Source organism: Streptomyces subrutilus (assembly GCF_001746425.1).
GTDB classification, from domain to species: Bacteria; Actinomycetota; Actinomycetes; order Streptomycetales; family Streptomycetaceae; genus Streptomyces; species Streptomyces subrutilus_A.
In genome coordinates this window covers 955,571-981,648 of record NZ_MEHK01000001.1, presented here as the reverse complement: position 1 = coordinate 981,648, position 26,078 = coordinate 955,571, and the positions used below count along the sequence as shown (strand labels likewise).

General features: G+C 74.6%; 28 protein-coding genes and 1 pseudogene. 15 read left to right on the top strand and 14 right to left on the bottom strand.

Annotated elements, in window-relative coordinates:
* Positions 1-19 precede the first annotated feature (19 nt).
* Positions 20-388, top strand: coding sequence for an HGxxPAAW family protein (locus tag BGK67_RS05435; RefSeq protein WP_069918826.1), 369 nt, complete (start codon positions 20-22; stop codon positions 386-388).
* Positions 389-589: 201 nt separating this feature from the next.
* Entirely contained in the window at positions 590-796 is a 207-nt protein-coding gene (locus BGK67_RS05430) for a cold-shock protein (RefSeq protein WP_069918825.1), read from the top strand.
* Between the two features lie 67 nt (positions 797-863).
* On the opposite strand, the gene BGK67_RS05425 is transcribed toward BGK67_RS05430, so the two are convergent.
* The 5 genes from BGK67_RS05425 to BGK67_RS05405 form a co-directional block, all read right to left on the bottom strand.
* The gene (locus BGK67_RS05425; RefSeq protein ID WP_069918824.1) at positions 864-1,463 is read right to left on the bottom strand and encodes a TetR/AcrR family transcriptional regulator; all 600 of its coding nucleotides are present in this window, start codon (positions 1,461-1,463) and stop codon (positions 864-866) included.
* The gene (locus tag BGK67_RS05420; RefSeq protein WP_069918823.1) at positions 1,460-1,813 is read right to left on the bottom strand and encodes a DUF1304 domain-containing protein; all 354 of its coding nucleotides are present in this window, start codon (positions 1,811-1,813) and stop codon (positions 1,460-1,462) included. The genes BGK67_RS05425 and BGK67_RS05420 overlap by 4 nt, the downstream gene beginning before the upstream one ends.
* A gap of 127 nt (positions 1,814-1,940) precedes the next feature.
* Positions 1,941-2,135 (bottom strand): ferredoxin, encoded by a 195-nt coding sequence (locus BGK67_RS05415; RefSeq protein ID WP_069923648.1) that lies wholly within the window; start codon positions 2,133-2,135, stop codon positions 1,941-1,943.
* A gap of 20 nt (positions 2,136-2,155) precedes the next feature.
* Positions 2,156-3,352 (bottom strand): cytochrome P450, encoded by a 1,197-nt coding sequence (locus BGK67_RS05410; RefSeq protein WP_069923647.1) that lies wholly within the window; start codon positions 3,350-3,352, stop codon positions 2,156-2,158.
* Positions 3,353-3,481: 129 nt separating this feature from the next.
* Positions 3,482-3,820, bottom strand: coding sequence for a thioredoxin family protein (locus BGK67_RS05405; RefSeq protein WP_069918822.1), 339 nt, complete (start codon positions 3,818-3,820; stop codon positions 3,482-3,484).
* 107 nt (positions 3,821-3,927) lie between these two features.
* Between BGK67_RS05405 and BGK67_RS05400 the strand changes: the two genes are divergently transcribed.
* From BGK67_RS05400 to BGK67_RS05380, 5 genes are all read left to right on the top strand, one after another.
* On the top strand, positions 3,928-4,197 hold the full coding sequence (locus BGK67_RS05400) for a hypothetical protein (RefSeq protein ID WP_069923646.1): 270 nt from the start codon (positions 3,928-3,930) through the stop codon (positions 4,195-4,197).
* A 75-nt stretch (positions 4,198-4,272) separates the two neighbouring features.
* Positions 4,273-4,890 carry a DUF7691 family protein gene (locus BGK67_RS05395; RefSeq protein ID WP_069918821.1) on the top strand — a complete coding sequence of 206 codons (618 nt, stop codon included), beginning with the start codon at positions 4,273-4,275 and terminating at the stop codon, positions 4,888-4,890.
* A gap of 173 nt (positions 4,891-5,063) precedes the next feature.
* Positions 5,064-5,420 carry a YciI family protein gene (locus tag BGK67_RS05390; RefSeq protein ID WP_069918820.1) on the top strand — a complete coding sequence of 119 codons (357 nt, stop codon included), beginning with the start codon at positions 5,064-5,066 and terminating at the stop codon, positions 5,418-5,420.
* A gap of 58 nt (positions 5,421-5,478) precedes the next feature.
* Positions 5,479-6,699: an RNA polymerase sigma factor gene (locus BGK67_RS05385; protein WP_069918819.1), complete on the top strand. Its 1,221-nt coding sequence runs from the start codon at positions 5,479-5,481 to the stop codon at positions 6,697-6,699.
* Positions 6,700-6,904: 205 nt separating this feature from the next.
* A complete protein-coding gene (locus BGK67_RS05380) occupies positions 6,905-8,170 on the top strand; it encodes a S8 family peptidase (RefSeq protein ID WP_069918818.1) in 1,266 nt (421 codons plus the stop codon).
* Here the strand turns inward: BGK67_RS05380 and BGK67_RS05375 are convergent.
* From BGK67_RS05375 to BGK67_RS41170, 3 genes are read right to left on the bottom strand one after another with little or no spacing between them, the layout of a single operon-like run.
* Positions 8,158-9,636: a condensation domain-containing protein gene (locus tag BGK67_RS05375; protein WP_069918817.1), complete on the bottom strand. Its 1,479-nt coding sequence runs from the start codon at positions 9,634-9,636 to the stop codon at positions 8,158-8,160. The genes BGK67_RS05380 and BGK67_RS05375 overlap by 13 nt on opposite strands.
* 24 nt (positions 9,637-9,660) lie before the next feature.
* Positions 9,661-9,882 carry a hypothetical protein gene (locus BGK67_RS41175; RefSeq protein WP_069918816.1) on the bottom strand — a complete coding sequence of 74 codons (222 nt, stop codon included), beginning with the start codon at positions 9,880-9,882 and terminating at the stop codon, positions 9,661-9,663.
* Complete coding sequence (locus BGK67_RS41170; RefSeq protein WP_432215422.1) at positions 9,879-10,034, bottom strand: hypothetical protein; 156 nt, start codon at positions 10,032-10,034, stop codon at positions 9,879-9,881. Before BGK67_RS41170 ends, BGK67_RS41175 begins: the two co-directional genes overlap by 4 nt.
* A gap of 170 nt (positions 10,035-10,204) precedes the next feature.
* Here BGK67_RS41170 and BGK67_RS36000 point away from each other — a divergent pair.
* Positions 10,205-10,507, top strand: a pseudogene (locus tag BGK67_RS36000) (ATP-binding cassette domain-containing protein); the annotation flags it as partial.
* 161 nt (positions 10,508-10,668) lie between these two features.
* A complete protein-coding gene (locus tag BGK67_RS05360) occupies positions 10,669-11,580 on the top strand; it encodes a hypothetical protein (RefSeq protein WP_069918815.1) in 912 nt (303 codons plus the stop codon).
* A gap of 127 nt (positions 11,581-11,707) precedes the next feature.
* On the opposite strand, the gene BGK67_RS05355 is transcribed toward BGK67_RS05360, so the two are convergent.
* The gene (locus BGK67_RS05355; protein ID WP_069918814.1) at positions 11,708-13,063 is read right to left on the bottom strand and encodes a hypothetical protein; all 1,356 of its coding nucleotides are present in this window, start codon (positions 13,061-13,063) and stop codon (positions 11,708-11,710) included.
* Complete coding sequence (locus tag BGK67_RS05350; protein ID WP_069918813.1) at positions 13,060-13,968, bottom strand: LysR family transcriptional regulator; 909 nt, start codon at positions 13,966-13,968, stop codon at positions 13,060-13,062. Before BGK67_RS05350 ends, BGK67_RS05355 begins: the two co-directional genes overlap by 4 nt.
* A 71-nt stretch (positions 13,969-14,039) precedes the next feature.
* Here BGK67_RS05350 and BGK67_RS05345 point away from each other — a divergent pair, with 71 nt between their 5' ends.
* Positions 14,040-14,990: an NAD-dependent epimerase/dehydratase family protein gene (locus tag BGK67_RS05345; protein WP_069918812.1), complete on the top strand. Its 951-nt coding sequence runs from the start codon at positions 14,040-14,042 to the stop codon at positions 14,988-14,990.
* Here the strand turns inward: BGK67_RS05345 and BGK67_RS05340 are convergent.
* A complete protein-coding gene (locus BGK67_RS05340) occupies positions 14,950-15,486 on the bottom strand; it encodes a UTRA domain-containing protein (protein WP_079154033.1) in 537 nt (178 codons plus the stop codon). The genes BGK67_RS05345 and BGK67_RS05340 overlap by 41 nt on opposite strands.
* 176 nt (positions 15,487-15,662) lie before the next feature.
* Between BGK67_RS05340 and BGK67_RS39880 the strand changes: the two genes are divergently transcribed.
* The 3 genes from BGK67_RS39880 to BGK67_RS05325 all read left to right on the top strand — a co-directional run bounded on the left by BGK67_RS39880 (position 15,663) and on the right by BGK67_RS05325 (position 19,305).
* On the top strand, positions 15,663-16,079 hold the full coding sequence (locus tag BGK67_RS39880; RefSeq protein WP_069918811.1) for an HAD family hydrolase: 417 nt from the start codon (positions 15,663-15,665) through the stop codon (positions 16,077-16,079).
* 67 nt (positions 16,080-16,146) lie between these two features.
* Complete coding sequence (locus BGK67_RS05330; RefSeq protein ID WP_069918810.1) at positions 16,147-18,045, top strand: serine/threonine-protein kinase; 1,899 nt, start codon at positions 16,147-16,149, stop codon at positions 18,043-18,045.
* Between the two features lie 186 nt (positions 18,046-18,231).
* Entirely contained in the window at positions 18,232-19,305 is a 1,074-nt protein-coding gene (locus BGK67_RS05325) for a DUF2330 domain-containing protein (RefSeq protein WP_069918809.1), read from the top strand.
* Here BGK67_RS05325 and BGK67_RS05320 read toward each other — a convergent pair whose 3' ends face one another.
* The 3 genes from BGK67_RS05320 to BGK67_RS05310 form a co-directional block, all read right to left on the bottom strand.
* Positions 19,306-20,901, bottom strand: a complete 1,596-nt coding sequence (locus BGK67_RS05320; protein ID WP_069918808.1) for a carboxylesterase/lipase family protein — start codon at positions 20,899-20,901, stop codon at positions 19,306-19,308.
* On the bottom strand, positions 20,898-21,818 hold the full coding sequence (gene surE / locus BGK67_RS05315) for a 5'/3'-nucleotidase SurE (protein ID WP_069918807.1): 921 nt from the start codon (positions 21,816-21,818) through the stop codon (positions 20,898-20,900). Before surE ends, BGK67_RS05320 begins: the two co-directional genes overlap by 4 nt.
* Before the next feature lie 116 nt (positions 21,819-21,934).
* Positions 21,935-23,197 (bottom strand): MFS transporter, encoded by a 1,263-nt coding sequence (locus tag BGK67_RS05310; protein ID WP_069918806.1) that lies wholly within the window; start codon positions 23,195-23,197, stop codon positions 21,935-21,937.
* A gap of 504 nt (positions 23,198-23,701) precedes the next feature.
* On the opposite strand from BGK67_RS05310, the gene BGK67_RS38265 reads away from it, so the two are divergent.
* Together BGK67_RS38265 and BGK67_RS05300 are read left to right on the top strand one after the other, a co-directional pair.
* Entirely contained in the window at positions 23,702-24,394 is a 693-nt protein-coding gene (locus tag BGK67_RS38265; protein WP_069918805.1) for a phosphatase PAP2 family protein, read from the top strand.
* Positions 24,395-24,524: 130 nt separating this feature from the next.
* Positions 24,525-26,051 (top strand): carboxylesterase/lipase family protein, encoded by a 1,527-nt coding sequence (locus tag BGK67_RS05300; RefSeq protein WP_069918804.1) that lies wholly within the window; start codon positions 24,525-24,527, stop codon positions 26,049-26,051.
* Positions 26,052-26,078: the final 27 nt, after the last annotated feature.

Here is a 26,078-nt window from a genome sequence, read left to right as displayed (position 1 = left end):
GTCCGACCAAGGAGCATCCATGAGTGCGCACGGCCACGTCGACCTCGGCCACACGGTGGCCGGCTGGACCGGTACCGGACTGGCCCTGGTGGGCTTCACCGGGGCGGGGGTCGCCGTGTGCGCGGCCTGGACCCCCGGCGTCTGGATCGGCCTCGGCGTCGTCGCCGCGGCCGGGGCCGTCACCTGGCTGCTGCACCTCGCCGGGTGGGGCAAGCCCAGCGGCCCCCGCCCCGAGGCCGACTGGGACTGGCGCACCCGGGACACCGCCGCCCGGGCGGGGCACGCGGACTGCCTGGGCTGCCGGGTCGGCGGCCCGCGCCGAGCCGCAGCGGCAGCCCCTCGTCCGCGATCCGTCGCGCCCTTGCCCGCCGCGGACAGCGGCGCATGAACAGGCGGGTGGAGAAAACAGGGCTCTCGCAGGCCCCTCGTCGGCGCCCTTTCCCCCGTTTCACGGACGAGGCGGCCGGAAGTTCGATTGCGCGCCACGCCCCGGTTGGCCGCGTTCAGCGTGTGCTGTACGAGACGGTTGGGCAGGATCGAGACGGCCGCGTGTGCGGCCCGCAGTGGAACGTTGAGAAGGATCAGCCAGATGGCAACAGGCATCGTGAAGTGGTTCAACTCGGAGAAGGGGTTCGGCTTCATTCAGCAGGACGACGGCGGGCCGGACGTGTTCGTGCACTTCTCCGCCATCGAGACCACCGGCTTCAAGTCGCTGGAAGAGAACCAGAAGGTCGAGTACAACGTCACCCAGGGTCCCAAGGGTCCCCAGGCCGAGCGGGTGGTCCCCCTCTCGTAAAACCGCTTCCCGGGCCCGGCCCGTGAGGTGAGCCCCGCCGGTCCGTCCGGCGGGGTTTTTCCGCGCGCTACGCCTCGGGCACGGCCCGGTGGAGGGCGAGCAGGAGCCGCCACAGGTGGCCCGCCAGATCGGCCGCGCCGGCCGGGACGGTGTCGTGGAGCCAGTCCGCGAGGACCCCGGTGAAGGCGGCGGCGACCGCCGAGGCGACGAGCTCCGGGTGCGGGGCGCCCGCGGCCGCGCGCTCGGCCCGGGCCCGCTCGCGCAGCTCCCGGTGGAGGCGTTCGCCGAGCGGGCCCCCGCCGCCGGGCAGAAGCAGGGCGCGGTAGAGGGGCGCACGCCCGGCCGCCCCGGCCAGGAAACCGGCCAGGGCGGCGGGCGGCCGCGCCGGGGGCGCCGCCGCCGGCCCGGTCTGCCAGGCGTGCAGGGCGTCCACCGCGGCGTGCACCACATCGGCGCAGGCGTCCACGGCGAGTGCGGTGAGGTCCTCGTAGTGCAGGTAGAACGTGGCCCGCCCGACCCCGGCCCGGCGGACCACCGCCGAGACGCCGACCTCGGCGAGCGGCCGGCCGGCACATTCCGCGAGCAGGCTCTCGCGCAGTCGCGCCTTCGTCCTGGCGGTGCGCGGGTCCGGTGCCCGGCCGTCCTGGGGACCGACGCGGGGGCTCACGCGGCCGGCAGTGCCGCGCCGAGGGCCAGCGCGCCCGGCAGCGCCTGGGCGACGAGGATCCGGCGGTTGGCGGTCGCGGCCCCGTACACCCCGGCGACGATCACGCAGACGAGGAAGAAGACCTGCGTGGCGAGCGAGTCGATGACCAGGGACCACACCAGGCCGGCGGCGAGGAACCCGTTGTAGAGGCCCTGGTTGGCGGCGAGCGTCGCGGTGAGGCGGGCGGTGTCCGCGTCGAACCCGGACAGGGCGCGCCCCGGCGGCCGCTGCCACAGGAACATCTCCAGCACCAGGAAGTACAGGTGAAGGACGGCCACGAGGCCGATCAGGATCTGAGCGACCGTGTGCACGGGCCGCCTCCGCTTCTCGGGTTGTCGGGCGGACGCGTCCGGGGGTCCGGGGGGCCGGCGGCCCGACGATCCGGGGGGACTGTATTTCCTGGACGACTGTACAGGAAATACAGTCCCCGGCCGCGGGTCAGTCCTCCCGAACGGCGATGGCCGAGACCGGACAGGCCCGGGCGGCCTCCCGGACCAGCGGGCTTCCGGCGCCGCCCGCGCGGCCGGGGAGCAGCTCGCCGAAGCCGTCGTCGTCCTGGGTGAACACCTCGGGGGCGGTCAGCGCGCACTGGCCCGCCCCGATGCAGACGCCCGTGTCGATGTCGATGCGCAGACGTGCGGCCGACACCGCCCTCACCACGCCACGGGCAGCTCGACCATGCCCTGGATGGTGTCGCCGGGCTTGAAGGGGATCAGGTCCGGGTCGGCCGCCAGCCGCAGCCCCGGCAGCCGCTCGAAGAGCGTGCCCAGCGCGATCTCCATCTCCGCGCGGGCCAGGTTCTGCCCGAGGCACTGGTGGATGCCGAAGCCGAACGCCACGTGGTGCCGCGCCGGCCGGTGCCAGTCCAGCGCGTCCGGATCCTCGAAGACGGAGTCGTCGCGGTTGATGAGGGAGGTGGAGAACACCACCCCGTCGCCGGCGCCGACCGTGACCCCGCCGATCTCGATGTCCTCGGTCGCCACCCGCAGCATGCCGTCCGCGATCGACAGGAACCGCATCAGTTCCTCCACGGCCGAAGAGATCAGCGTCGGGTCCGCCCGCAGCTCGGCCAGCTGCCCGGGATGGCGCAGCAGGGTGAAGGTGCCGAGCGAGATCATGTTGGCAGTGGTCTCGTGCCCCGCGATCAGCAGGATCGCGGCGAGGTCGGCCAGTTCCGCGACGCCGATCTCACCGGCCTCCAGGCGCTGCGCGATCAGCTCGTCGAGCAGTCCGTCCCCGGGCTCCCGGCGCTTGCGCCCGATGAGGCCGACGAGGTAGCCGTCGAGCTCGCGGCGGGCGTCCTCCACGTCGGAGGGCTCCGGGCCGCGCAGCAGCCGCCTGGACTGCTCCTCGAAGAACTCGTGGTCCTCGTACGGGACTCCGAGCAGGGCGCAGATCACCATCGAAGGCACCGGCAGGGCGAAGGCGGAGACCAGCTCGGCCCGCGGGCCCGCGGCGACCATCTCGTCGATCAGCCGGTCCACCGTCCGCTGGATGTGCGGCCGCAGGGCCGCGGTCCGCTTCAGGGTGAAGGAGGGGATCAGCATCCGGCGCTGGGTGTTGTGCTCGGGATCGTCGAAACCGAGCAGCGCCGCGCGCCGGATCTCCAGCCCCTGGAACCGGCGGGTGGGCAGGGGGAAGCCCGCGTTGCGGCGGTCGGTGGAGAGCCGTCCGTCGGCGAGCAGGGCGCGGGCCTCGGCGAGTCCGGTGACCACCCACACCGAGCGGCCGTCGAAGAGGGTGACGCGGGAGAGCGGCCGGCTCTTCCGCAGGGTTTCGTAGGCGGTGGGCGGGTGGTAGGGGCAGGTTCGGTCCTGGGGGAAGGCAACGGTCTCTGACGTGAAGGACATGAGCACCTCGCGAGCGATGGTTCCGTTGTGCCGGAGTCCATTACATGCCTGAGGCACCTATCCCACCTATGCCACTTTCGGCCAGATCACCCGAGTTCGCCCACAGGGCCCAGCGGCCCGCCCCCGAGCTCAGAGATGGGCGTCCAGGAACGCCCGGAACTCCTCGTGGGTGAGGGGCCCGGCCTGGCTCGCGACCGCCTCGCCGTCCTTGACGAGCACGGCGGTCGGCGCGCCGGTCACGCCGAATCGCCTGGTCGGCCCCGGGCAGCGGGTGATGTCCGTACGGACGGCGGTGAGCCGCGTCGCGTACTCCTCGGCCAGCTCGCCGACGACCGCGTCCATGGCCCGGCACGCCTCCAGGGCCTTCGGCCAGGTCCCGCAGAAATAGGCGAGAACCGGCCCCGGCGCCATGGACAGGATGAAGTCGAACTCCTGGTCCTCACGTGCCTGGTGTACCCGACGTGCCATGCCTGCCGCTCCTCGCTCCCGGGCCCCCCGTGACCGGGGAGGCGGCCACCATCATCGCCGCTGCGCAGGGCGGCCCGTTGTCAGTGGTGCCTGTGAAGCTGGACCGCATGGACGACAGGATGCTCCGGCGCCGGGTCTACGGCGCCGACCACGAAGACCCCGACCCCGGCCCCCGCCCCGGGCACGTCTACGGCGAGCTCGTGGGCGGCCCCCTGGACGGGCTCCTCCTCGACGTCACCGGCTGGAGCGTCCGGCAGCTCGCCGAGGAAGCCCGCCTGCCCACGGAGATAGGGCGCTACGGGGCGGGCGGCCGCGCCCACTACCGCCGCCGGGCGGCGGACCCCGGCCGCTGGGACTGGGTGGGGGACAGCCGCTGACCGCCCTTCGGCCGTTCCCCACCAGCCGCCGCCGTCAGCGATCATGGAAGTCGACACACACGGAGGAATGGGGCCATGGGGAACCTGGAGATGAGCACCGGCGACATGCGGGCCGTGATCCGGCTGCTGACGGCGGTGGAGCGGACACCCGAACAGGAGCGCCGCCTCGGCCTCGCGCGGGAGCGCTGCGCGCAGGCCGACGCCCGCCTCGAAGAGCAGGGCATCACGCTGGACGTGCCGGTCGTACGGGCACTGGAGGAACTGCTGGAAGGCAGCCCCGGCGCGGACATGCAGCCCGGCTACACCTACGCCTTCCAGGCGCTGGTCGCGGGGCACTTCTCCGACACCTACGACCTCGGCTACTGGCGGCGGCCGTCCTGGTTCCACACCGTCGACGAGGAGATGACCCGGCACGGGGTCCCGGCCGACCTCGCGCCCGCCGCGATCCTGTTCGACGGCCCGCCGATCCGGCTCCCGCATCCGGGCGACGCCGTCCCGTGCATGGGCACCTTCCCGGCGTCCCGGGCCGCCGAGGTGGTCGCGGCGTACGAGGCGGTCCTGGACCGGCTCGACCCGGAGGTCCGTGAGACGGCGGAGGTACTGCTGGGGGCCATGCGGGTCGAGGCCGAGGAGTGGGAGTCGACGAAGAGGGCGGGCCGGACCGAGGACACCATCTTCTTCTGGCTCCACTGAGCAGCTGAGCAGGTGAGCAGCTGAGCAGGTGAACGGGTGAGCGGCTGGGCCCCTGTGGCGGCTCCCGAAAATTCTTCGAAGAATCTTCGAGGAGCTGTCGATCCGGACGTCTCCCGTTCGACGCAGGGGTGAGAGGCAGGGAAAGCCCCCGCCCTCCCGACCGAGGAGTCACCATGCCGCGCTTCCTGACCATGATCCGCATCAACGAGCAGGACCTGCCCCCCGAGAACTTCCCGCCCGAGTTCGAGCAGCGCATGGGCGCCCTGCTGGAGGAGATCACCAAGGCCGGCGTCATGCTCGACACCGCCGGGCTCCTGCCCACCTCCGAAGGGACCCGGCTCAGCTGGTCCGGCGGGAAGATCAGCTACACCGACGGCCCCTTCACGGAGACCAAGGAGGTCGTCGGCGGCTACTCCCTCAGCCAGTGCAAGGACAAGGCCGAGGCCATCGAGTGGACCCGGAGGTTCCTGGAGATCCACCCGGCGGAGTGGAACGTCAGCGCCGAGGTGCGGGAGATCCAGGAGATGTGACCCGCGCCGCGTTTGCCCTGCCTCGTCACGGCTGCTCTGATGGGTGGCCGTGACGGCAGTGAGTACGGCCCAGGCGGTCGAAGCGGTGTTCAGGATCGAGTCGGCGCGGATCATCGCCGGCGTCACCCGTATCGTCCGGGACGTCGGCATCGCCGAGGAACTCGCGCAGGACGCCCTCGTCGCCGCGCTGGAGCAGTGGCCGGGCACGGGTGTCCCGGACCGGCCGGGCGCCTGGCTGATGGCCACCGCCAAACACCGTGCGATCGACCTCGTCCGCCGCAAGGAGACGTACGCGCGCAAACTCGCGGAGGTCGGCCGGACCCTGGAGGACGCACCGCCGCCCGCCGAACCGGCCGACCCCGAGGACATCGACGACGACCTGCTGCGGCTGATCTTCACCGCCTGCCACCCGGTCCTCGCGACCGAGGCCCGGATCGCGCTCACCCTGCGCCTGATGGGCGGCCTGACGACCCAGGAGATCGCCCGCGCCCTCCTCGCGTCCGAGTCCGCCGTCGCCCAGCGCATCGTCCGGGCGAAGCGGACCCTGGCCACGGCGGGGGTGCCCTTCGAAGTCCCGTACGGGGCCGACCGCGAGGCACGGCTCACATCGGTCCTCGAGGTCATCTACCTCGTGTTCAACGAGGGCTACTCGGCCACCGCGGGCGAGGACCTGGTCCGCCCCGCCCTGTGCGAGGACGCGCTGCGGCTGGCCCGCGTCCTGGCGGTCCTGATGCCCGAGGAGCCGGAAGTGCACGGCCTCGCCGCGCTGCTGGAGTTCCAGGCCTCCCGGACGGCCGCCCGCACCGGACCCGACGGGGAACCGGTCCTGCTCGCCGACCAGAACCGGGCGCGGTGGAACCGCCTGCTCATCCTCCGCGGCGTCGAGGCCATGCGGCACGCCGGCAGCGGCCCCTACTCGGTCCAGGCCGCGATCGCCGGCTGCCACGCGGCCGCCGTCCGCTACGAGGACACCGACTGGACGACGATCGCCGCCCTGTACGGGCGGCTCGTCACCCTGATCCCGTCCCCGGTGGTGGAGCTCAACCGGGCGGTCGCCGTCTCGATGGCCCTGGGACCGGAAGCCGCGCTCCCGCTGGTGGACGCCCTGGCCGTGGAACCGGCGCTGCGCGCCTACCACTTGCTGCCGAGCGTACGGGGGGACCTGCTGGAGCGGCTCGGCCGGCCGGCGGAGGCCCGCGCCGAGTTCGAACGGGCGGCCTCGCTCACCCGCAACGAGAGCGAACGCGCCCTGCTCCGCCGGCGCGCCGAGCGGCTGTGACGCGTGACTTCGGACGGTTGTCAGGGGATGGCCGGCTCGTCCGGCAGGGATCGGCGGGCCCAACTGCGGGCCGCACGGCGGCGCCGCCGGGAGGGCTGAACGACCGTCGGCCGGGCTGCCCGGGACCGCACTCTTGTGCCCCCGGGCGGGACCGGGGAACCTGGGGCGCCCCCACGCCCGGTCGACGAAAGGTCAGGTGTACCGGATGTCCGCCACCCGACGCTCAGCGAGGCTGCTGCCCTGCGCCGGCCTGCTCGCCGCCGCCCTCCTGCCGATCGCTCCCCTCGCCACTGCCGCCGCCACCGCCGCGTCCGACGCTTCGGCGGGTTCGGCGGCCCCCGCGGGGAAGTTACAGTTCGCGGGCCCTGCCGAGGCAGCGGTCCCGGACGGCTGGATCGTCGTACTGAAGGAGCCCGCGGCCGGGACCCGGACCCTCCCCGACCTGCTCGCGAAGACGGACGGGGCCCGGCTCGGCCACGTCTACGCCGCGGCGCTCCACGGCTTCTCCGCGCGGATGAGCCCGCGGCAGGCGGCCCGGCTCGCCGCCGACCCGCGCGTGGCGCGCGTCCAGCAGGACACCGTGCTCACCCTGGACGCCGCGGCGGCCCCCACCGGCCCGTCGGCCGTCCAGCCGGACGCCCCCTGGGGACTGGACCGCATCGACCAGCGCGCGCTCCCGCTCTCCACCACCTACACCTACCGGACCACCGCCCCCGGCGTGCGGGTGTACGTCATCGACACCGGACTGCGCACCACGCACACGCAGTTCGGCGGCCGCGCCGCCGTCGGCACCGACACCGTCGGCGACGGCCGGAACGGAATCGACTGCAACGGCCACGGCACCCACGTCGGCGGGATCGTCGCGGGCTCGGACTACGGCGTGGCCAAGGAAGCCCGGCTGGTCGCCGTACGCGTCCTGAACTGCCAGGGATCCGCCGCCACCTCGGGGGTCATCGCCGGCGTCGACTGGGTGACCGCGAACGCGGTCCGCCCCGCCGTCGCGAACATGAGCCTGGGCGGAGCCGCCAACACCGCCCTCGACGCCGCCGTGCGCGGCTCCATCCGCGCCGGGATCACCTACACCGCCGCGGCCGGCGGCTTCGCCGGGCCCGACGGAGCCTGCGCCAACTCGCCCGCCCGGCTGCCCGAGATCATCACCGTCGGCGCGAGCGACAGCCTCGACCGCCGGGCCTCGTCCTCCAACCACGGCCAGTGCGTGGCCCTGTTCGCACCCGGGGTGGCCATCCCCTCCGCCTGGAAGGACGGCGACACCGCCACGGCCACCCTCAGCGGCACCTCGGCGGCCACCGCCCACACCTCCGGCGCCGCCGCCCTGCACCTGGCCGTCCGGCCGGGGGACACCCCCGCGCAGGTCAAACAGGCGCTCGTCGCGAACGCCACGGCCGGCGTCCTCCAGGGCAGCCCGCCGGTCGTGCCGAACCGGCTCCTCTACACCCTCTACCGGCCGTAACCGGCGGCCGCGTCGAGCGGCGTCCGCTCGGGCCGGCGCGGCGCGGTCAGCGCGACGGGCCGGCGGAAGCCGCCCGAACGGGCGATCTGCTGGACGGTCAGGCGCAGCGCCTCCTGGAAGTCGCCCATGGTGCGGCGGGCCGCCGGGGTGTCGACGTAGAGGGAGTTCATGTGCAGCCCGCCGGCGTCCCGCTGGAACCAGGAGCAGGCGCCGTTGGCGCGCGCCGACCACACGTGGGTCGAGGGCCGCCACTCGTCGTGGCGGCCCGCGCCCTGACACCGGCGCATGTCGATGTACGAGAAGAAGTTCACCGGGTACGGCCAGGAGCGGGCGGCGAACTCCTCGGGGGCGAGCAGCTCCCAGGCCCGCACGAACGGCACGTCGATGTGGCTGATCATCTCGTTGAAGCCGGCCCGGACCCCCGCCATCACCTGGGCGAAGTCCCGGCCGGGGGAGGCGTCGAACTCGATGGGCATGGTGTTGACGAACCAGCCCACCGAGTTCCCCCAGCCCTCCCGGCCGCGCTCGCTCACCGGCATGAGGCCCCGGTAGACGCCCGGCCCGCCGGCCTCGCGCAGGCAGACGGCGACGGCGGCGAGCACCCCCATGAAGGGCTTCCCGCCGACCGCCAGGCAGGTCTTCTCGTAGACCTCGGTCTCGGCGGCGTCCAGCAGCGTGGAGGCCTCGTTCACGATCGGGTACATTCGGTCCGGTTCCACGCCGAGGTCGAGCGGGAAGCGGGGGAAGAACTCGCCGCCGCGGGCGATGAACTCCTTCCAGTAGTCGAGGCGTTCGTCGCGGGCGTCGATGGAGAGGTAGCGGCGGCGCTGCTCGTCGGCGAAGTCCAGATAGCTGGGGGCGGCCGACGGCAGTCCGGACTCCTCGCCGCGGCACAGGGCCTCGTACGCGGTCAGCACCTCGTGGACGACGATCGGCATCGACATGCCGTCGCACACGATGTGGTCGAAGGCGAGGTAGACCGTCGCGGAGTCCTCGCGCAGCACCGCTCCCATCACGAACAGCGGCCAGGACAGCGTGTCGATGCTCCGGGTGAACCGCTCGACGAGGAAGTCGCGCAGCGCCCCGGAGGTCTCGAAAGCGCCCACGGTCTCGGCCTCGAGAGCGAGTTCGGCGGGGTCGAAGGGCTCACAGGCCAGCTCCCCGGCCAGTCGGCGGAACGCGCACCTCAGCACCTCGTGCCGCTGGACGAAGGCCAGCAGAGCCTGTGCCAGGGCCGGTTCGTCCAGCCGTCCGGCCACCTCGAAGGTGACCGCGATCCACGAGGCGACGGGGTCGTCGGCGGCCCGGCTCTCCTCGGCGACGTTGAAGTGCTTCTCCTGGTTGAACGAGGCCCTCCTGCCCGGCTCGTCATCGGGGCCGCAGGCCTCCGCCGCCGTGGACCTCAGCCGCCATTCGACCACCCGGCCGGGTGCCACGTGGTGCATCTCCAGAGGAAATTGCCGCATTCCGTTCATCCCTTCGCCCCCGAGTCAACCCCGAGGCCTTAACGACCCCCGGGGCGCGAAGGTGACGGAATCGGCTGCGGGGCCGCCTCGGTCCCCGTCCGGGTCGTGGTCGTCGCGGCGCACCTCGATGTGGTCGGCGGCGAGGTCCACGGCAACGCGGCGCTCCATGCCGAGGGCTTCCAGGAACTTGTGCGGGAGCTGGACGCGGCCGGTGCGGTCGAGCATCACGTACTCGCGTTCGCTCACCGACTGCGCGCCGTGCGCGGATCGTGCGTCACGATGACCACGGTGGCGCCCAGCTCGCGGTCGACCGTGCGGAAGACCAGGAAGATGGCGGCGCCGGTCTCGGAGTCCAGCTCGTCGGCCAGGAGGACCGCGGGTTCGTTGGCCGTGGCCACGGCGAGGCATGTTCTGGACCGCCGTCAGGAACGGCAGCAGGTTGCGGGCGGTCTGCCGCCAGACGAAGCCCACCGCATCCCGGCGGTGGCGCAGCCGCTGCCGGGCCGGCTCGGGCATGACCGCCCTGCTGAACCCGGTCGGCGGCCTGGACATCCCGACCGCGGGAGACGTGCGCTTGGCCGAACACGCGGGCCGGCGCCCCGGCGAGCTGTCCGGCGGCACGCAGCACCGCTTGGCCGTGGCCCGCACTCTCGCCAACGAACCCGACCTGATCATCGCGGACGAGCCGACCGGCCAACGCGACTCGGAGTCGGGGCGCTCGATCATGCGGCTGCTGCGGGCGGTGGTGCGCGGCGAGGGCGTCACCGCACTGGTCGCCACCCGTGACCCGGCGCTGATCGAACTGGCCGACCGGGTCGTGGAACTGCGCGACGGCCGCATCGTCGACGAACACCGCCCGGCGGACCGGTGAACGCCCGGGCCCCGCAGCCCCCGCAGCCCTTGCGCCCCTGAGGTCATAGCTCCTCCGCTCCTGAGCCGCCGAGCCGCCGAGCCGCTGTTGCGGACCCGGCGGCGGCGCGCGGGGCGGTGCGGTCCGCCGTCCACGGGCGGTGATGGCGGACAGTGGGCCGCGTGGATGTGGAAGAGGTCGTCGACACCCTGTACGCACTGCCCCCGGCGCGGTTCACGGCGGCGCGGGACGAGGCCGCCGCCGAGGCGAAACGGACCGGGGACCGCACGGCGGGCCGGCGCATCGCGGGCCTGCGCCGCCCCACCCTCGCGGCCTGGACCTCGAACACGCTGGTCCGGGCCAAGCCGGACGAGGTCGAGCGGTTCCGTGCGCTCGGGCAGGCCCTGCGGGCGGCGCACCGGTCCCTGGACGGGGCGCAGTTGCGCGCGCTGTCCCACCAGCAGCACGTGGTGATCGGGGCCCTGGCCCGCGAGGCCGTGCGCCTGGCGGCGGAGGCCGGGACGGCCGTCTCGGAGACGGTGCTGCGCGAGGTCGAGCAGATCCTCCGCGCGGCCCTGGCCGACCCGGACGCGGCCGAGACCTGGGCCTCCGGCCGGCTGACCAGGACTCCGGCCGCCGCGACGGAGTTCCCCGGCGTGGACCCGGGCGCCGTACCGCCCACCCCGCCCGCTCCACCGGCTCCGGCCCCCGCCCCCGCCCCGGCCCCGGAGCCGGAGGCCGAGCGGGGGCCCGACCCCCGGGTGGCCGCCGCCCGCGCCGCCGCCCGGGACGCGGGGGCGGAGGCCGCGGCGCGGGAGGAGGAACTGCGCGAGGCCGAGGAGGCCCGGCAGCGGGCGGCCGACGAGGCGGCGGCAGCCGATGCGGAGCTCGAGCGCGCCCGGGCCGCGCGGGACCAGGCGCACACCGCCGTCGCCGAGGCCGAGCGACGCCGCCGCGAGGCCGCCCGCGCGGCCGGGAAGGCCCGCCGGGCGGCCGACACCGCCGACCGGCGCCTGCACACCCTGACGGCCGAAGACGGCGCCGGAGGCGGAGCCCGGGGCGGCGGCGGACGAGGCCGACGGTCCCCCCGGTGACCGCTCCTCGGGGTGCAGCACCGAGGCGATCGCCATCCGGGCCGCCGACCGGACCGGGTCAGGGCCCCGAGGAGGGCGCTGGCCACACCAGCCCAGGCCGTGGTCCTCGCCTACGAGACGGGCCCGGTCACCCCGGGATCACCGTGACCAACTCCGCCATCACGCGGAACGGCAGCGCCGAATTGGCGGCGGCGGCCCGTGCGACCTCCTGGTCGGGCCCGTGCAGCAGGCCGGTGAGCACCGGTACCGGGAGCGCCGGGTGGCCGGCCGCGTACCGGGCCGCCCGCGGGTCGGCCAGACAGGGCACCAGGGCCTCGGCCGTGGCGCGAGGGTGGACGGCGATCGCCCGCAGGGCCCCGCGTACGGGCGGCTCGTGGCGGGCCAGTTCCGCCAGCAGGGCTCCCGGCGCGTCCGGATGTGCGGCGGCCCGCGCGTGGACCCGTACGCCGTGCCGCGCGACCATGGCACGCAGCCGCTCCTCGGGCAGGCCCGGGTGGGCGGCGACCGCCCGGACCACCGCCGCGTCCGGATCCGAGGCCAGTGCGTCGCGCACCTCCGGCGGCAGATCGCGCCGCTCCGCCACGAGCATGCGAACCGCCGAGTGCGCCGACCCGGCCAGCCCGGCGACCTCGTCCGGCGTCGCGGAGGCGATCCGCGGCAGCAGCGCCGGCCCGAGCCCGGCCATCCGGGCCAGGTGCCCGAGCACGTCGAGCGGCACCCGCGGATGCCGCGCGAGGCCGCGCCGTACGCCGTCATCCTCGTCGGCGGCCAGGACGCGGACCAGGTCCTCCCCGACGCCGGGGTTGCCCGCGAGCGTGGCGCGGACGCCGGGCAGCGGGTCGGCGGCCAGCCGTGCGTAGACGGCCTGCGGCAGGTCGGTCCGCTCGGCGAGCACCCAGTTCAGGGACAGCTCGGGGTCCTCGGCGAGGGCGACCACGACCTCGGCCGCGGTCGCCGGATTGCCTGCCGTCGCGCGGCGGACCCGAGGATCCGGATGGGACGCGAGGCGGGCGATGACGTCCGACGCCGTCCACAGGGCGAGCTCCGCGACCACCTCCACGTCCGGATCAGCGGCCAGGGCGTCCGTGACCTCGGCGGGCAGGCCGGGGCAGGCGGCCAGCTTCCGGCGGATCTCGGGATCCGGGTCCGCCGCGAGCGCACGGGCCCACCGCGGGTGGCCGCGTCCCTCGTCGAGGAGGGCGAGGGCCGCGTACGGACGCGAGGCCGGGTCGGCGTCGGCGGCCGGGAGCAGCCCTCGGTACGCGAGCTGGACGGCGGTGTGCTCGTGGTGCGCGGCCAGCGCCCGCACCTGGGCGGGCGTGAGGTCGGTACGGTCGGCCAGCGTGCCGACGAGGTCCCGGACCAGGTCGTCGTCGGGGATGCCGGACGCGTCAACGCCGACCCCGACCCGCGTGATCAGCCGGTCGACCAGGAACGGCGGCAGGGACGGGTTGGCGGCCAGGCCGGGCAGCAGGTGGTTCACGGGCGGGCCGTCCGGTGCGCGGTCGGGGTCAGGGCTTCCGTCAGGGACTGGGTGTACGGGTTCGGGCGGCGTCGGCGGGGGAGTAGGAGGCCGATGTGGCGGGTGGGGCGCGGGGGTTCGAGCTGGACCACCGTCACCTCGGGGGACGGGGCCAGTGAGACGGTGGGGACCAGGGAGATTCCCACGCCCGCAGCGACCAGGCTCTGCGCGAAGAAGTAGTCGGTGGTCGACGCCGCCACCCGCAGCTCGAAGCCGGCGCGTTCCGCGTAACGGCGCAGGAACGACTCCGTCTTGAGGCAGCCGATCACCCAGCGCTCGGCGGAGAGCTCGGCCAGGCCCAGCGAGGCCCGGCCCGCGAGCCGGTGGCCGCGCGGTACGACCAGCCGTAGCGGGTCCTCCATCAGCGGGACCCAGTCGAGCGGGGGGCGCTCGCCCGGACCCACGGGCGGCGGCCCGTCGAAGTGGTAGGCGAGCGCCAGATCGGCCGCGCCGCCGCGCACCATCGGCGCGGCCGCCTCCGGCTCGCTCTCCAGCACCGTCAGCTCCACCTCCGGGTGCGCGGCGACGAACCGGGCGAGCGCGGCGGGCAGCAGGTGGCGGCCGCCGCTGGTGAAGGTGGCCAGGGTCAGGCGCGGCCGGGGCGCGGTGAGCCGGTCGATCTCGCGGCGGACCTGGTCCAGTTCGGCGGAGATCGCCTCCGCCGCCTCCACCAGCAGCCGTCCGGCCTCCGTCAGGATGGCCCCGCGGGTGCTGCGCACGGCCACCGGATGCCCGAGGGTGCGCTCCAGTGCGGCGATGTGCTGGGAGACGGCCGAGGGGGTCAGCAGCAGGGCGCCGGCGGCCTTGTTGAAGCTGCCGTGCTCCGCGACGGCCCGCAGGACGCGCAGCCGCTGCACATCGATCATCAGTCGTCCTTCATACGGGTTCAGCGGATCGCCAGTTCCGCTGGGGACCCTACAGCGGCAGAGTCGGGCGCATGCACACGATTCTTGTCATCGGCGGGAGCCGGTACTTCGGAAAGTCCCTGGTCACCAAGGCGCGGGACGCGGGGCACGAGGTGACCGTCCTCAACCGGGGCTCCAGCGTCCCACCCGCCGGCGTCGGCCACGTCGTCGCCGACCGCGACGACGAGGAGGCGCTGCGGGTGGCGCTGGGCCCGCGCGGTTTCGACGTGGTCGTCGACCAGGTCTGCTACACGCCCCGGCAGGCCGCCGTCGCCCGCCGGGTCTTCGCCGGGCGGACCGGCCGGTACGTCATGACCTCCACGATGGAGGTGTACGACCCCGCCACCCTCCCCGGCCGTACGGCGGGCGGCGGCCGGGCCCCGGCGGCCGGTCCCGTGCCCGTCCCCGTCACCGAAGACTCCCTGGACCTGGCGCACCTCCTGCCCACGGCGCCCCACACCGACCCCGCGCGCGCCTACGCCGAGCAGAAGCGGCAGGCCGAGGCCGTCTTCCTGCGCGAGCCCGCCTTCCCGTTCGTCTCCGTACGGACCGCCCACGTCCTCGGCGGCGGCCGGGAGGAGTTCACCGGCAGGCTGGCGCACTACGTGGCGCGGATCGCCGCCGGGACCCCGGTCGACGTGCACGCGGTCCCGTACGCCACCTCGTTCATCCACCACCGGGAGATCGCCGGCCTGCTGTACTGGGCGGCCGGGCAGAGCTTCACCGGGCCGGTGAACGCGGCCTCCCACGGGTCGCTGGACGTGACCGGGCTCTGCGAGCTGGCCGCCCGGCGGCTCGGGCGGCGGCCGCGCTACCGGCTGGTCGAACAGGGCGCCGCCGCCTCGCCGTTCTCCTTCGACCGCGCCTATGCCATGGACAACGGTCGCGCCGCGGCCCTGGGCTTCGGCTTCGGCCGGGTAGCCGAGTGGCTGCCGGGGGCGATCACGGAAGCAGCCGAAGCAGCTGAAGCAACCGAAGGGTAGCGGCGCTGCCGGGACTCAGCCGTACCCGCCCGCCGCGGCCGTGGCGGGCGACGATCCCGGAGCCCTGGGCCAGGCTGTCCATGACGGACCGGCAGTCCGCGGGCAACGCCTCGACGGCCGCCGCGACCCAGTCCGCGTAGGCGGTCCGCTCCACCAAGGTGGGCTCCCCGTCGCGCAGCCGCAGCCGCAGCACGGCCAGGATCTCCGTGCCCGGGTCCAGCGCGAGCCGCTCGGCCTCCCCGGCCGTGGCGGGTCTGCGGATCCGGGACAGGAAGCGGCTGTCCGCCCGGTGTCCCACCCCCTCCGCCCACTGGGCGAAGCTGTTCACCTCGCCGCAGCTGTGCCGGCGCTCCTGGCGCAGTACGGTCCTCCGCGCGCCCTGCCGGGAGCCGATCAGCCCCTCCGCGGCGAGCGTGGCGACCGCCTGGCGCACGGTCCCGCGCGAGGCTGACCAGCGCGCCGCCAGATCGCTCTCCGAGGGCAGCCGCGCGCCCACCGGGGTTCACCCGAGACGGCCACCGGCTCACCCGCGCGGACGCGCCGGAGGTCGTCGGCCGCGCCGTCGAGGACACCGCGGCGCACCTCGTACGGGCCGCCGGAGGGGGAGACCCGGCCGGGATCGCGGCCCTGCTCGCCGAGCGGTTCTTCCGCCGGGTCGAGGCGGGGACGCCCGTGCGGCCCGGAGCCCGGCGGCCGCTGACCGCCCTGGAGGCGGAGAGGGTTCCCTTCGCCCCGGTCAGCGCCTCGCCGCGGCTGGTCGTGGACTCGGTGGTCGGCGGATCGCTGGCCCGTGTCCCCTTCGCCTTCACCGTGTCCGCCGACGACACCGGGCGGACCAAGCCGCATCCCGACCCCCACCGGGAGGCCGCCGGGCGCCTCGGCCTCGCACCGGGCGCCTGTGTGGCGGTCGAGGACTCGCCCGACGGCGCCGCCTCGGCGGAGGCCGCCGGATGCGGGGCGGGGTCCTCGTCGTCCCCTCCCTGCTGCCCGTTCCGCCGTCACCGCGGCGGACCTTCGCGCGCTCCCTGGAGGGGGTCACCCCCGCACCGCTGCGGAGCCGCACGGAGCCGCACGGAGCCGCCCGTGTGAGGCCCGGCCCGCCCCGGTTGGGTAGGGTGCCGGTCGTCGAGTCAGATCTGCGGGGGAGACAAAGTTGATGAGTGGTCAGCAGCCGAGCCGGAACAGTTCCCCCCAGGTCTTCCAGCCGCTGGCCGGTGACGACCCCACCACCATCGCCGGATACCGGCTGGCCGCCAAGCTCGGCGCCGGCGGCATGGGCAAGGTCTACCTCTCCTACACGCCCGGCGGCCGGCCCGTGGCGATCAAGGTGATCCGGCCCGAGTTCGGCGAAGACGCCGAATTCCGCCGCCGGTTCACCCAGGAAGTGCAGTCCGCGCAGCGGGTGCAGGGGCTGTTCACCGCTCCCGTCATCGACGCCGACACCGACAGCGCCCAGCCCTGGCTGGCCACCGCGTACGTGCCGGGCCCGTCGCTCGCCGACGCGGTGGTGGCGCACGGAGCCCTGCCGGTCGAGGCGGTGCTGCTGCTCATCGCCGGAATGGCCGAGGCCCTGCACGTCATCCACGGTGCGGGCATCGTCCACCGCGACCTGAAGCCGTCCAACGTGCTGCTCGCCGCGGACGGCCCCCGCGTCATCGACTTCGGCATCGCCTACGCCGCCGACGCGACCTCCCTGACCGGCAGCGGAGTCACCATCGGCACCCCCTCCTTCATGGCCCCGGAGCAGGCCGCGGGACGCAGGGTGACCCCGGCCACCGACATCTTCGCGCTCGGCCAGGTCGCCGCCTACGCCGCCACCGGAACCCCGGCCTTCGGCGAGGGGACCTCGCACGGCGTGCTCTACCGCATCGTCCACGAGGAGCCCGACCTCAGCGGGGTCCCGGAGCGGCTGACCGAACTGGTCACCCGGTGCCTCGCCAAGGACCCCGAGGCCAGGCCGTCCCTGTCCGAGATCATCGTGCTCTGCCAGGCCGCCAACGCCGAGACGGTGCTGCGCCGCCCCGAGGACTGGCTCCCGGGACCGGTCGCCGCGGACATCACCGTGCGGGCCGCCGCCCCGGCCCCGGTGCAGACCCCGCCGCCCCCGTCGGCCGCCCCGGCCGCGCCGGCGTACGCGCCCACCGCGCCGGCGGCTCCGGCCACCCCGCCCCCGGGCTTCGGCCCGGCACCGCACCAGCAGCCGACGCACCAGCACCAGCAGCCGACGCACCAGCACCAGCAGTCGGCGCAACACCGGCAGCATCAGCCGCCGCAGTCGTACCCCACGCCCGCCCCGGCCCCCGGCCCCACCGCGCCGCCGCCGGCCCACGCGCACGCCTACGCCCCGACGCAGTTCCCGGCACAGCCGCACCAGCAACACCAGTCGCACTCCGGCGGGTTCATTCCGCAGCCCCAGCGCCCTCAGACCCCCGCGAGGTCGGGCAGGAAGGGCGTGCTCATCGCGCTGGCGGCCGTGCTGGTCTTCGCCGTGGCGGGCAGCGCCACGGCCTACGCCCTGCTCAAGGGGAACGGCAGCGGGGAGCAGGCCCGGGGCGGCGGCTCCACGTCGCAGGACCAGGGCAAGGGGGCGGACCAGGCCGGAGGAGGCCAGACGGGCTCGGCCCAGCCGGGGGCCAAGCCGAGCGCCCAGGCCGACCCCAAGCCCACCGACCACAAGGGCATCAACCTCACCGCAGGCTACCACCTGACCCTGGGGGACGAGGATATCCGGCCCCAGGTCGGTGAGGACGGCGGGTACGAGCTCTCCTACGACACCGGCGGATACCTCGACGCCGAGACCTCGGACGGGAACCTGGTGCTGCTCGACCCCGGACAGGAGGGGACCCTCGCCGTCTGCCGGGCCGAGACCCGCTTCGCCAAGAACATCTCCCTGGCCAAGCTCTCCAAGGGCCGGCAGATCTGCGTCACCACCGGCACCGGGCACCTGGCCCTGGTGACGGTGCAGGGCTTCGCCCCGGAGAACTCGCCCAGCAAGTACATGACGCTGGACGTGACGGTCTGGCGCAACGCCGTCCGCTCCGGCGCGGGCAGCTGAGCCGCGCCCCGGCCCCGTGAACCAGGCACCGCCGCCCCGGCCCCCGCCGTACCTCCAAGTCGCGCGGGGGCCCGGTACGGGTTGCCGGTGTGCGGGCTGATCCGGCCCCGGTGGAAAGGCGAGGAAGGCCCTCGGCCGTTCCGGCGGAACCGGATCTCGCGGGCCGTCGTCTGAGACCCCGTGTGGATGAGAAGAAGAATCGCCGCCCTGCTGATCGCCCTGCTCGCGACCCAGGTGGGCGCCCTGGTCAACCCCGCCTACGCGTGCGGCTGCGGGGCGATGGTCCCCGACCGGCAGTCCCGGATCGGCGTCGACCGCGAGACCTCCGTCGTGCACTGGGACGGCCGCACGGAACAGATCGTCATGCGGTTCACCGTCCGCGGGGACGCGCACCGGGCCGCCTGGATCATGCCCGTACCGGGCCGGGCCACGGTGGAACTGGGCGACGGGCAGGTGTTCGGCGAGCTCTCCCGGCTGACCCGGCCCGAACGCCGGACCCGGAGCTACTTCTGGCCGCGCGACGGCGACTGGCCCTTCTCCTCCGGGGCCGGGGACACCGCCGGCGCGGCACCGCCCGGCAGCGCCGACTCGGGCGTCGGGGTCGTCGGCCGCGAGCAGCTGGGCGACTTCGACGTCGCCCGCCTGACGGCCACCGACCCCGACGCCCTGAAGGACTGGCTGGAGGCCAACGGCTTCGAACTCCCCGACCGGCTCACCGCCGAGGTCACCCCGTACGTCGACCAGAAGTGGGAGTACGTGGCGGTACGGCTGGCCCCCCGGCAGCAGGGCAGACCGCTGCGGGGGGACCTGGACCCGCTGAAGATCCGCTTCGAGAGCCCGGTGCTGGTCTACCCGATGCGGCTCTCCCGGATGGCCAAGACCCCCCAGTCCCTCGGCCTGTACGTACTGGCCGAGCACCGCATGGAGCCGAGCTCGGCGATCGGCGGATCCGCCCCCGAGGTGACCTTCGCCGGGAAGATCACCCCGAGGGGCGGGCCGCTCGCCGAACTCACCGGCGGCGGGCCGGCGTTCCTCACCGCGATCGACCAGCGCTTCCCGGAACCGGGCCGCATCGACGCCGACCACGAACTGCGCGCCGCCGCCCGGGACACCCCCTACCGCCGTGTCGTCCACCGGGACGAACTGCTCACGGTGGGGGACGGCGTCCCGGTCTGGCTCCTGACGGTGTCCGCCGCCCTCGTCGCGGCGGCGTCGGCCCTGGTCGTCCTGCGGCGCCGACGCCGCCCCGCGGCCGCGTGATCAGATCGGCCGGTCCGGCCGGGTCCGCCAGAACGCGCACTGGTGGTCCGCCCCGAACGACGAGCCCGGATCCGTCCGCACCGGCCCGAGGGTGAGCACCGGGGCGACCCCGGAGCCGGGCACGGCCGCCGGCCAGGGCGCCTGACCCGGCACGACGGGCGCGCCCGAGCGGGCGAAGGCGCCCCAGTAGCGCTTCATCCGGGTCGCCAGCGCCACCTGCACCGGGGTCAGCGGGCGCTCACCCATGGTGAAGTCGTGCAGGTAGGCCAGTTCGGCGCTGTGCCCGTTCGACTGGTCCAGGCCCGGCACCTGGGCCCCGGCCAGCGTCGGGGACCGCGGATCGTCGAACTCGTACGCGAACGTCGGCACTTGGCCGGCGAACAGCTCCGCCGTCCACGCACTGTGGCAGGCGAAGGTCGAGTCCGTCAGGACGGCCGACAGCGCCAGGTACGGCGAACCGTGGGCCTCGACCGGATAGCGTGCCAGCACTTCGGGCCCCGCGGCCCCGTACTCCGCGAGGACCTGCGCCGTGTACTGCTGCCGGGTCAGGTCCGGCTGTGTCAGCGCGACGAAGAACCGGCCCTCGGAGCGGGTGCTGCCGATCAAGACCGGCACCTTGTTCCACGCGCCGGAGCGCACGGCCCGCTCCGGATCGACCGGCAGCAGGCCGTCGCCCGACGCCGGACCCGGGGCGGCCACCGTACGGGCGGCCTCCACGAGAGCCGCCCCCGAGGCGCCGCGCAGACACGCCGCCACCCCGGCCGGACCGCCACACCCCGCCCGCGCGGCGAACTCCCGCGCCAGGCCCTCGGCCCGGGCCCGGTCGGGCGTGCGCAGCAAGGTGCACGGACCGCTCTGCAGCACCGCCCGGTGGAACAGGCCGGCGGCCGAGGGGGCCGCCAGCAGCGCACACACGGACCCGCTGCCCGCGGACTGCCCGGAGACCGTGACGCTCTGCGGATTCCCGCCGAAGGCCGCGATGTTCTCGCGGGTCCACCGCAGCGCCGAGATCTGGTCCATCAGCCCGAAGGAGCCGGACCGCACCTCGCGCGGCCCGGTCAGGTCGGGGAGCTCCAGATAACCGAGCTGCCCCAGGCGGTAGTTGATGCTGACCACCACCGTCTGGGTGAGCTCGGCCATGGTCCGCCCGCCGAACTGGGTCCCGGTGCCCTGGCTGTACGCACCCCCGTGCATCCAGACGATCACCGGCAGCCGGGCTCCGGGGCGGGCCGACCGGGGCCGGTACACGTCCAGGTACAGGCAGTCCTCGCTGACGGCCGCCGGATCGCGCAGCCCGAACGGCGAGAACTGCAGGCACGCGGGAGCCTGTCGGTCCGCCTCCCGCACCCCGGACCAGCGCGCCGGCGGCCGCGGGGCACGCAGCCGCGCGTCCCCGACCGGGGGAGCCGCGTAGGGGACGCCCAGGAACTCCTGCGCCCCGTCCCGGGTCTGTCCGCGCAGGGCGCCCTGCGCGAGGGTGACCACGGGGTGCGGTGATCCGCCGCCGCCCTGCGCCGCCGCCGGCGCCGCCGGGGCGATCAGCGCCGAGGCCAGGACGAGGACGGCGCCGAGCAGGGGTCCGGTCCGGCGTTTCACGGCCGGAGCCCGGCGATCAGGGCGGCGGCCCTGGCGTGGTCGGCCGGACCCGCGTTCCAGTCGGCGTTCATCGGGCGCACGGCGATCCGGCTCGCGGCGACCGCCTCGAGGTCGCCGCCCTTGGCGGCCGGCCGCAGCGCCACCTTCACGGACACCTTCCAGGTGCCGTCACCGGAGTCGGTGTAGTCCGGCTGGAGGAAGTTCTGCGGGTCCTGGAAGGTCGTGGCCACACCGGTGGCCGTGCCCTTGCCGTCCGCGCCGACCACCGGGTGGTTGACGTTGAGGCCGACCCCCGCGGGCAGCAGCCGCCCCGAGTGGGCCCGCGCCCGCAGCCGGTCGATCAGCTTGACGGCGAAGTCGAGGGTCGGACCCATGGCGTTGACGGTGGTGACCGGGTCGGGCACGGTCAGACCGCCGGTGCTCAGGGCGATGGCCGGGACGCCGGACTCCAGCGCGGCGACGGCGCCGCCGACCGTGCCGGAGTGGCTGGCGAGCCCGGCGACGTTCGGCCCGAAGTTGGTGCCGGAGACCACGAGGTCGGGGGCCTTGGCGGCGAAGACCTCGGAGAGCCCGAAGGCGACGGAGTCGCCCGGTGTGCCGTCGACCGCCCACACCTTCGGCTCGGGGTGCTTCACCACGACGGTGGGGGCGTTGGACACCTTGGTGCCGGTTCCGCTCTGGTTGGTGAGCGGAGCCACGATCGTGACGTCGTGACCGGCCGTCGTCAGCCGCTCGAAGGCCTTGCGGATGCCGGGCGCGTCGTACCCGTCGTCGTTGGTGAGCAGGATCCGCAGCGGGGCGGCGGGTTCGTTCGCCGGGAGGGCGGTCCGCGGGGCGGCGGCCGCGGGCGCCGTACCGGCCAGGGCCGGGGTGCACAGCAGCAGGGCGGCCAGCGGCAGAACGCGCTTGCGAGTCACGGGGATGCTCCTTCGGAGGGGTGGGTGGTGCGGCGTGGTGCGGATGGATCGGGGCCGGGGACGCGAAGTCCCGAAGTACGGGGGCCCGGTGGGCGGTCCGGGGCGGGGGACGGGCGTCAGCGCACGCCGCGGATCGGGAGGATGGCCAGCGCGCCGATCAGCGACAGGGCCCCGCCGGCCAGGAAGAGCGGGGTGTAGCCGCCCAGTCCGGTGACGATCGCCGAGGCGACGAACGGGGCGATGATCTGCGGCCCGGCGTTGGCGATGTTGAGGACGCCCATGTCGCGGGCGGCGTCCTCGGCCCGGGGGAGGACCAGGGTGACCAGCGCGGTGTCGACGGCCATGAAGCAGCCGAAGGCGAGGCCGTTGAGCGCGCTGAAGACGAGCATGCCGGTCCAGGTCGGGCTCACGACGGGCACCGCCATGACCAGTCCGGCGAGTGCGGCCGAGACGCCCACGAACACCTTGCGGCGGTTCCACCGGTCGGACAGCAGGCCGCCGAGCACGGTCGACAGCGCCATCGCGACCATCGACACCGGGGTGAGGACGGCCATCGCGGCGGGCGCGGACAGGCCGGCGGGCAGTGCGATGTGGTCGTCCAGGATGTAGAGCTGGTAGCCGACGACCGAGAAGTAGCCGAGGACCATCAGGGCCCGGCCGATGAAGGCCCACCGGAAGTCGTGGTGGGACAGCGAGGAGAGGAAGGCCGCGAGCCGGGCGCCCTTGGGGCGGGCGGCCGCGGCGGCCGCCGCCTCGACGGCGGCCGCGGAGCGCGGGACGTCCCGGCAGAGGGTGGTGAGCAGCAGCGCCGCCACGGCGACCAGTGCGCCGAAGAGCAGATAGCCGGTGCGCAGGTGGTCCGCGGTCTGGGAGGCGATGAGGACGCCGGCGGTGCCGCCGATGGGCAGACCGAGTCCCACCAGCGCGGACGCGGTGCCGCGGCGGGCTGCCGGGATCCGGTCGGGCACGATCGCGGTGACCGCGGCCTGAAAGACGTTCATGGTCGCCTGCACCAGGCACCAGGCGGTGCCGACCAGGAGCGCGGTGCTCACGCTGCCGAGGAAGGCCAGCGCGGCGAGCGAGGCTAGGGCGCCGCCCAGGATCCAGGGGCCGCGGCGCCCGCTGCGGTCGGAGAGGGCGCCCGCGATCGGGTTGAACGCGGTGGCGAAGATCGAGCTGACTCCGCCGATCAGGCCCAGGACCGCGACCTTGTTGACGGGATCGATCGCGGCGACCTGGAGGGGCAGCAGGACCGAGCCCACACCCATGTAGACCGCCATCATGGCGGAGTTCGCGAACAGCAGCAGGGGCAGCAGCCCGCGCTGGCGGGGTGGTTCGGGGGCGGCGGGGACGGGATCGACGACGTCGGGCAGGGCCATGACGACTCCTCGGGGGACGGAGCGGGGAGGTGGCGGACGAGCGGGGCGCCGCGTACGCGGGGAGGGGTGGCGGGCACGCGGCAGCGGCCGGGGACGCCGGAGATGCGGCGGACAAGCGCGGTCGACCAGATGTTTGTTACACGTGTCACCTGTCGCGCTGGAGACTGTGTAGCACCCATTTCCAGCCGCCGCCAGGGGTCGCGCGGGGACCTGATGCAGATCGTGACCGCCCGGATATCCCTTGGTGCCATGACGTGTTACCGCGCTTGTGCGGGGGCCGGGTCTCGGCCATACTCCGTGCCGCAGCGCGGCGATCCTCCGCCCGGCCGGGGCTCCGGCCCGGGCCGGGTCCACGCTCGGCCCGGGTTCGCCCCGCCCGCGCCCGTGTCCGGCTCGCTTTCTCGCTCCACGGCGTGCGCGGGACCCCGCCGTTCGCCCCCTCCGCTCCTTCTCGCCGTTGGCCCTCCCGTGCCCGCCCTCCGGGACGATCGTGAAAGGCCCGCCATGCCGCCCTCGTCCTCCCGCGTGCCGCCGCACCATCTGCCGGCCGCCCCGCCCCGCCAGGCACTCCCGTGGGGAATCACCCTCCTGGTCGTGCCCTTCCTCGTCGCCCTGCTGCTCCGCGCGGTCGAACGGCCCTTCTTCCAGGGGCTCGACGACTGGTGGGAGGCCTTGGTGAACAGCTCGTCCGCCGACGCGGACGGCGGTTTCGCCCTCGTTCTCGACCGGCTCGGCGGCCCGCTCGGGACGGTCCTGCCGCTGGCGCTGATCGGCGTCCTGTGCGTGTACGGGCGCTGGCGCTCGGCGCTCTTCGTCCTGGCCGCGGCCGTCGCCGCCAACGTGGTGGTGGTCCTGCCGCTCAAGCAGCTGGCCGACCGTCCGCGCCCGCCGCACCCGTGGGTCCTGGTCAACGAGGGCGCGTACCCCTCCGGCCAGGTGTTCAGTGCCGTGACCCTGGTGATCGTGACGGGGCTGGTGGTGTTCCCGCCCCGTGCGCGGCGCTGGTGGTGGGCGGCCGGTGCCGGGTACGTCCTCGCCATGATGGGGAGCCGGACCTGGCTGCATGCCCAGTGGCTCAGCGACACCTTCGCCGGCGCCCTGCTCGGCGCCGGAGCCTGCCTGGTGCTGTGGCGCGTCTTCGCCCCCCTGCTGCGCGCGGAGGCGGAGCACATGGCCGCGGACAGCCTGTGGCTGTGAGCCCGGAACCGGGTGGGGCGGCGGACTGCGGACCCTGCCAGATATCGCGAAGCGTTGACGGTCGAGAATTTTACGCAATAGTCTCGTGGTGTCGGCGCGCACCAGGCGCGCGGCCAGGAAGGACCGGCTCATGGCTCACTCCCCAAGCGATGACCAGTTGGTCGTGGACCTGCCCGCAGGGCGGCTGCGCGGCGCGGCCGAAGGCGGGCTCCTCGTCCTTCGCGGCGTGCCGTACGCCGAACCGCCGGTCGGCGACCTGCGCTGGAGGCCCGCCCGCCCGCACACGGGCTGGAGCGGGATCCGGGACGCCACCGCCGACGGCCCGAGCGCTCCGCAGCCGTACCAGGAGGGCGGCGACCCGGTGCTCGGCGGTCACGGTGCGCCCCCCTTCGACGAGGACTGCCTGACCCTCGACGTCTGGACCCCCGCCGCCGACGGAGCCCGCCGTCCGGTACTGCTCTGGATCCACGGCGGCGGCTTCGTGTCCGGCTCCGGGTCGCTGCCCGGGTATTGCGGCGCGACCTTCGCACGCGACGGCGATCTCGTGGTCGTGAGCATCAACTACCGCCTAGGACCGCTCGGTTACCTCTGTCTGGGCCCCGGCGAGGGCAGCAATCACTGGCTCACCGACCAGCTGGCCGCGCTCTGCTGGGTCCGGGAGAACATCGCCTCCCTCGGCGGCGATCCGGACTGCATCACGGTCGCCGGGCAGTCGGGCGGCGCGGTGTCCACCGCCGCGCTCGCCGGACATCCGCAGGCGCAGGGCCTGATCAAGCGGGTGATCCTGCAGAGCCCGCCCTTCGGCCTGGACCTTCCCGGCCCGGACGCCGCCCTGGAACGCACCGCCGCCTTCCTCGAGCTCGCCGGGGTCGAGAACGAGGCGGAACTGCGCACCCTGCCCTGGCCCGCGCTGATCGGAGCCGGCCTCGGACTGTTCGCGCGGACCGCGCGGTGGGGGTACTGGCCGACCCCCTTCCTGCCCGTGATCGACGGCCCCACCCTGCCGCGGCATCCCGCCGAGGCCCTGCTGAGCGGGGCGGCGGCCGGGATCGACGTCATGATCGGCTGGACGCGGGAGGAGGCCGCCTTCGGCTTCGCGCTCGACGCGGGCTACGCCGCCGCCACCCGGGAGCAGGTCATCGAGCGCATCGCGGAGACCTTCGGCGGCGCCCGCGCCCCCGCGGTGTACGCGGCGTACGCGCGGAGCCGCCCCGGCGCCCGCCCGCACGACGTGCTCATGGACCTGATCACGGACGAGCTCTTCCGGGCCCCGGCCGTGCGGCTGGCCGAGGCCAGGGCCGCGCTCGGCCGGCCCGTCCGCGCCTACCAGTTCGACCTGCCCACCCCCGCGTACGAGGGCCGGCTCGGGGCCGCGCACTGTCTCGAACTCCCCTTCGTCTTCGACAACTTCGACCAGTGGTCGCACGCTCCGTTCCTCGCCGGGCTCGCCCCCGCCGTCCGCGACGGCCTCGCGCACGCGATGCACCGGGCCTGGATCGGATTCGTCCGCACCGGCGACCCGAACCATGGCGGCCTGCCGCGCTGGGACCCGTACGACCCCGGAACCCGCGCCACGATGCGCTTCGACTCGGTCACCGGCGCCCTCGACGACCTCGCCGGCGACTCCCGGCTCCTTCATCTGACTCGTGTAACCTAAAAGGAGGCACCACAGTCCGGCAGAAGG

Bases quoted from the DNA above. Each gene is read 5' to 3' on its own strand.
- BGK67_RS05435 (WP_069918826.1), top strand. From the start codon at position 20: ATGAGTGCGCACGGCCACGTCGACCTCGGCCACACGGTGGCCGGCTGG.
- BGK67_RS05430 (WP_069918825.1), top strand. From the start codon at position 590: ATGGCAACAGGCATCGTGAAGTGGTTCAACTCGGAGAAGGGGTTCGGC.
- BGK67_RS05410 (WP_069923647.1), bottom strand. From the start codon at position 3,352: ATGTCCTTCACGTCAGAGACCGTTGCCTTCCCCCAGGACCGAACCTGC.
- BGK67_RS05405 (WP_069918822.1), bottom strand. From the start codon at position 3,820: ATGGCACGTCGGGTACACCAGGCACGTGAGGACCAGGAGTTCGACTTC.
- BGK67_RS05400 (WP_069923646.1), top strand. From the start codon at position 3,928: ATGGACGACAGGATGCTCCGGCGCCGGGTCTACGGCGCCGACCACGAA.
- BGK67_RS05395 (WP_069918821.1), top strand. From the start codon at position 4,273: ATGGGGAACCTGGAGATGAGCACCGGCGACATGCGGGCCGTGATCCGG.
- BGK67_RS05390 (WP_069918820.1), top strand. From the start codon at position 5,064: ATGCCGCGCTTCCTGACCATGATCCGCATCAACGAGCAGGACCTGCCC.
- BGK67_RS05380 (WP_069918818.1), top strand. From the start codon at position 6,905: ATGTCCGCCACCCGACGCTCAGCGAGGCTGCTGCCCTGCGCCGGCCTG.
- BGK67_RS05375 (WP_069918817.1), bottom strand. From the start codon at position 9,636: ATGCGGCAATTTCCTCTGGAGATGCACCACGTGGCACCCGGCCGGGTG.
- BGK67_RS05350 (WP_069918813.1), bottom strand. From the start codon at position 13,968: ATGATCGATGTGCAGCGGCTGCGCGTCCTGCGGGCCGTCGCGGAGCAC.
- BGK67_RS05345 (WP_069918812.1), top strand. From the start codon at position 14,040: ATGCACACGATTCTTGTCATCGGCGGGAGCCGGTACTTCGGAAAGTCC.
- BGK67_RS05330 (WP_069918810.1), top strand. From the start codon at position 16,147: ATGAGTGGTCAGCAGCCGAGCCGGAACAGTTCCCCCCAGGTCTTCCAG.
- BGK67_RS05325 (WP_069918809.1), top strand. From the start codon at position 18,232: ATGAGAAGAAGAATCGCCGCCCTGCTGATCGCCCTGCTCGCGACCCAG.
- BGK67_RS05310 (WP_069918806.1), bottom strand. From the start codon at position 23,197: ATGGCCCTGCCCGACGTCGTCGATCCCGTCCCCGCCGCCCCCGAACCA.
- BGK67_RS38265 (WP_069918805.1), top strand. From the start codon at position 23,702: ATGCCGCCCTCGTCCTCCCGCGTGCCGCCGCACCATCTGCCGGCCGCC.
- BGK67_RS05300 (WP_069918804.1), top strand. From the start codon at position 24,525: ATGGCTCACTCCCCAAGCGATGACCAGTTGGTCGTGGACCTGCCCGCA.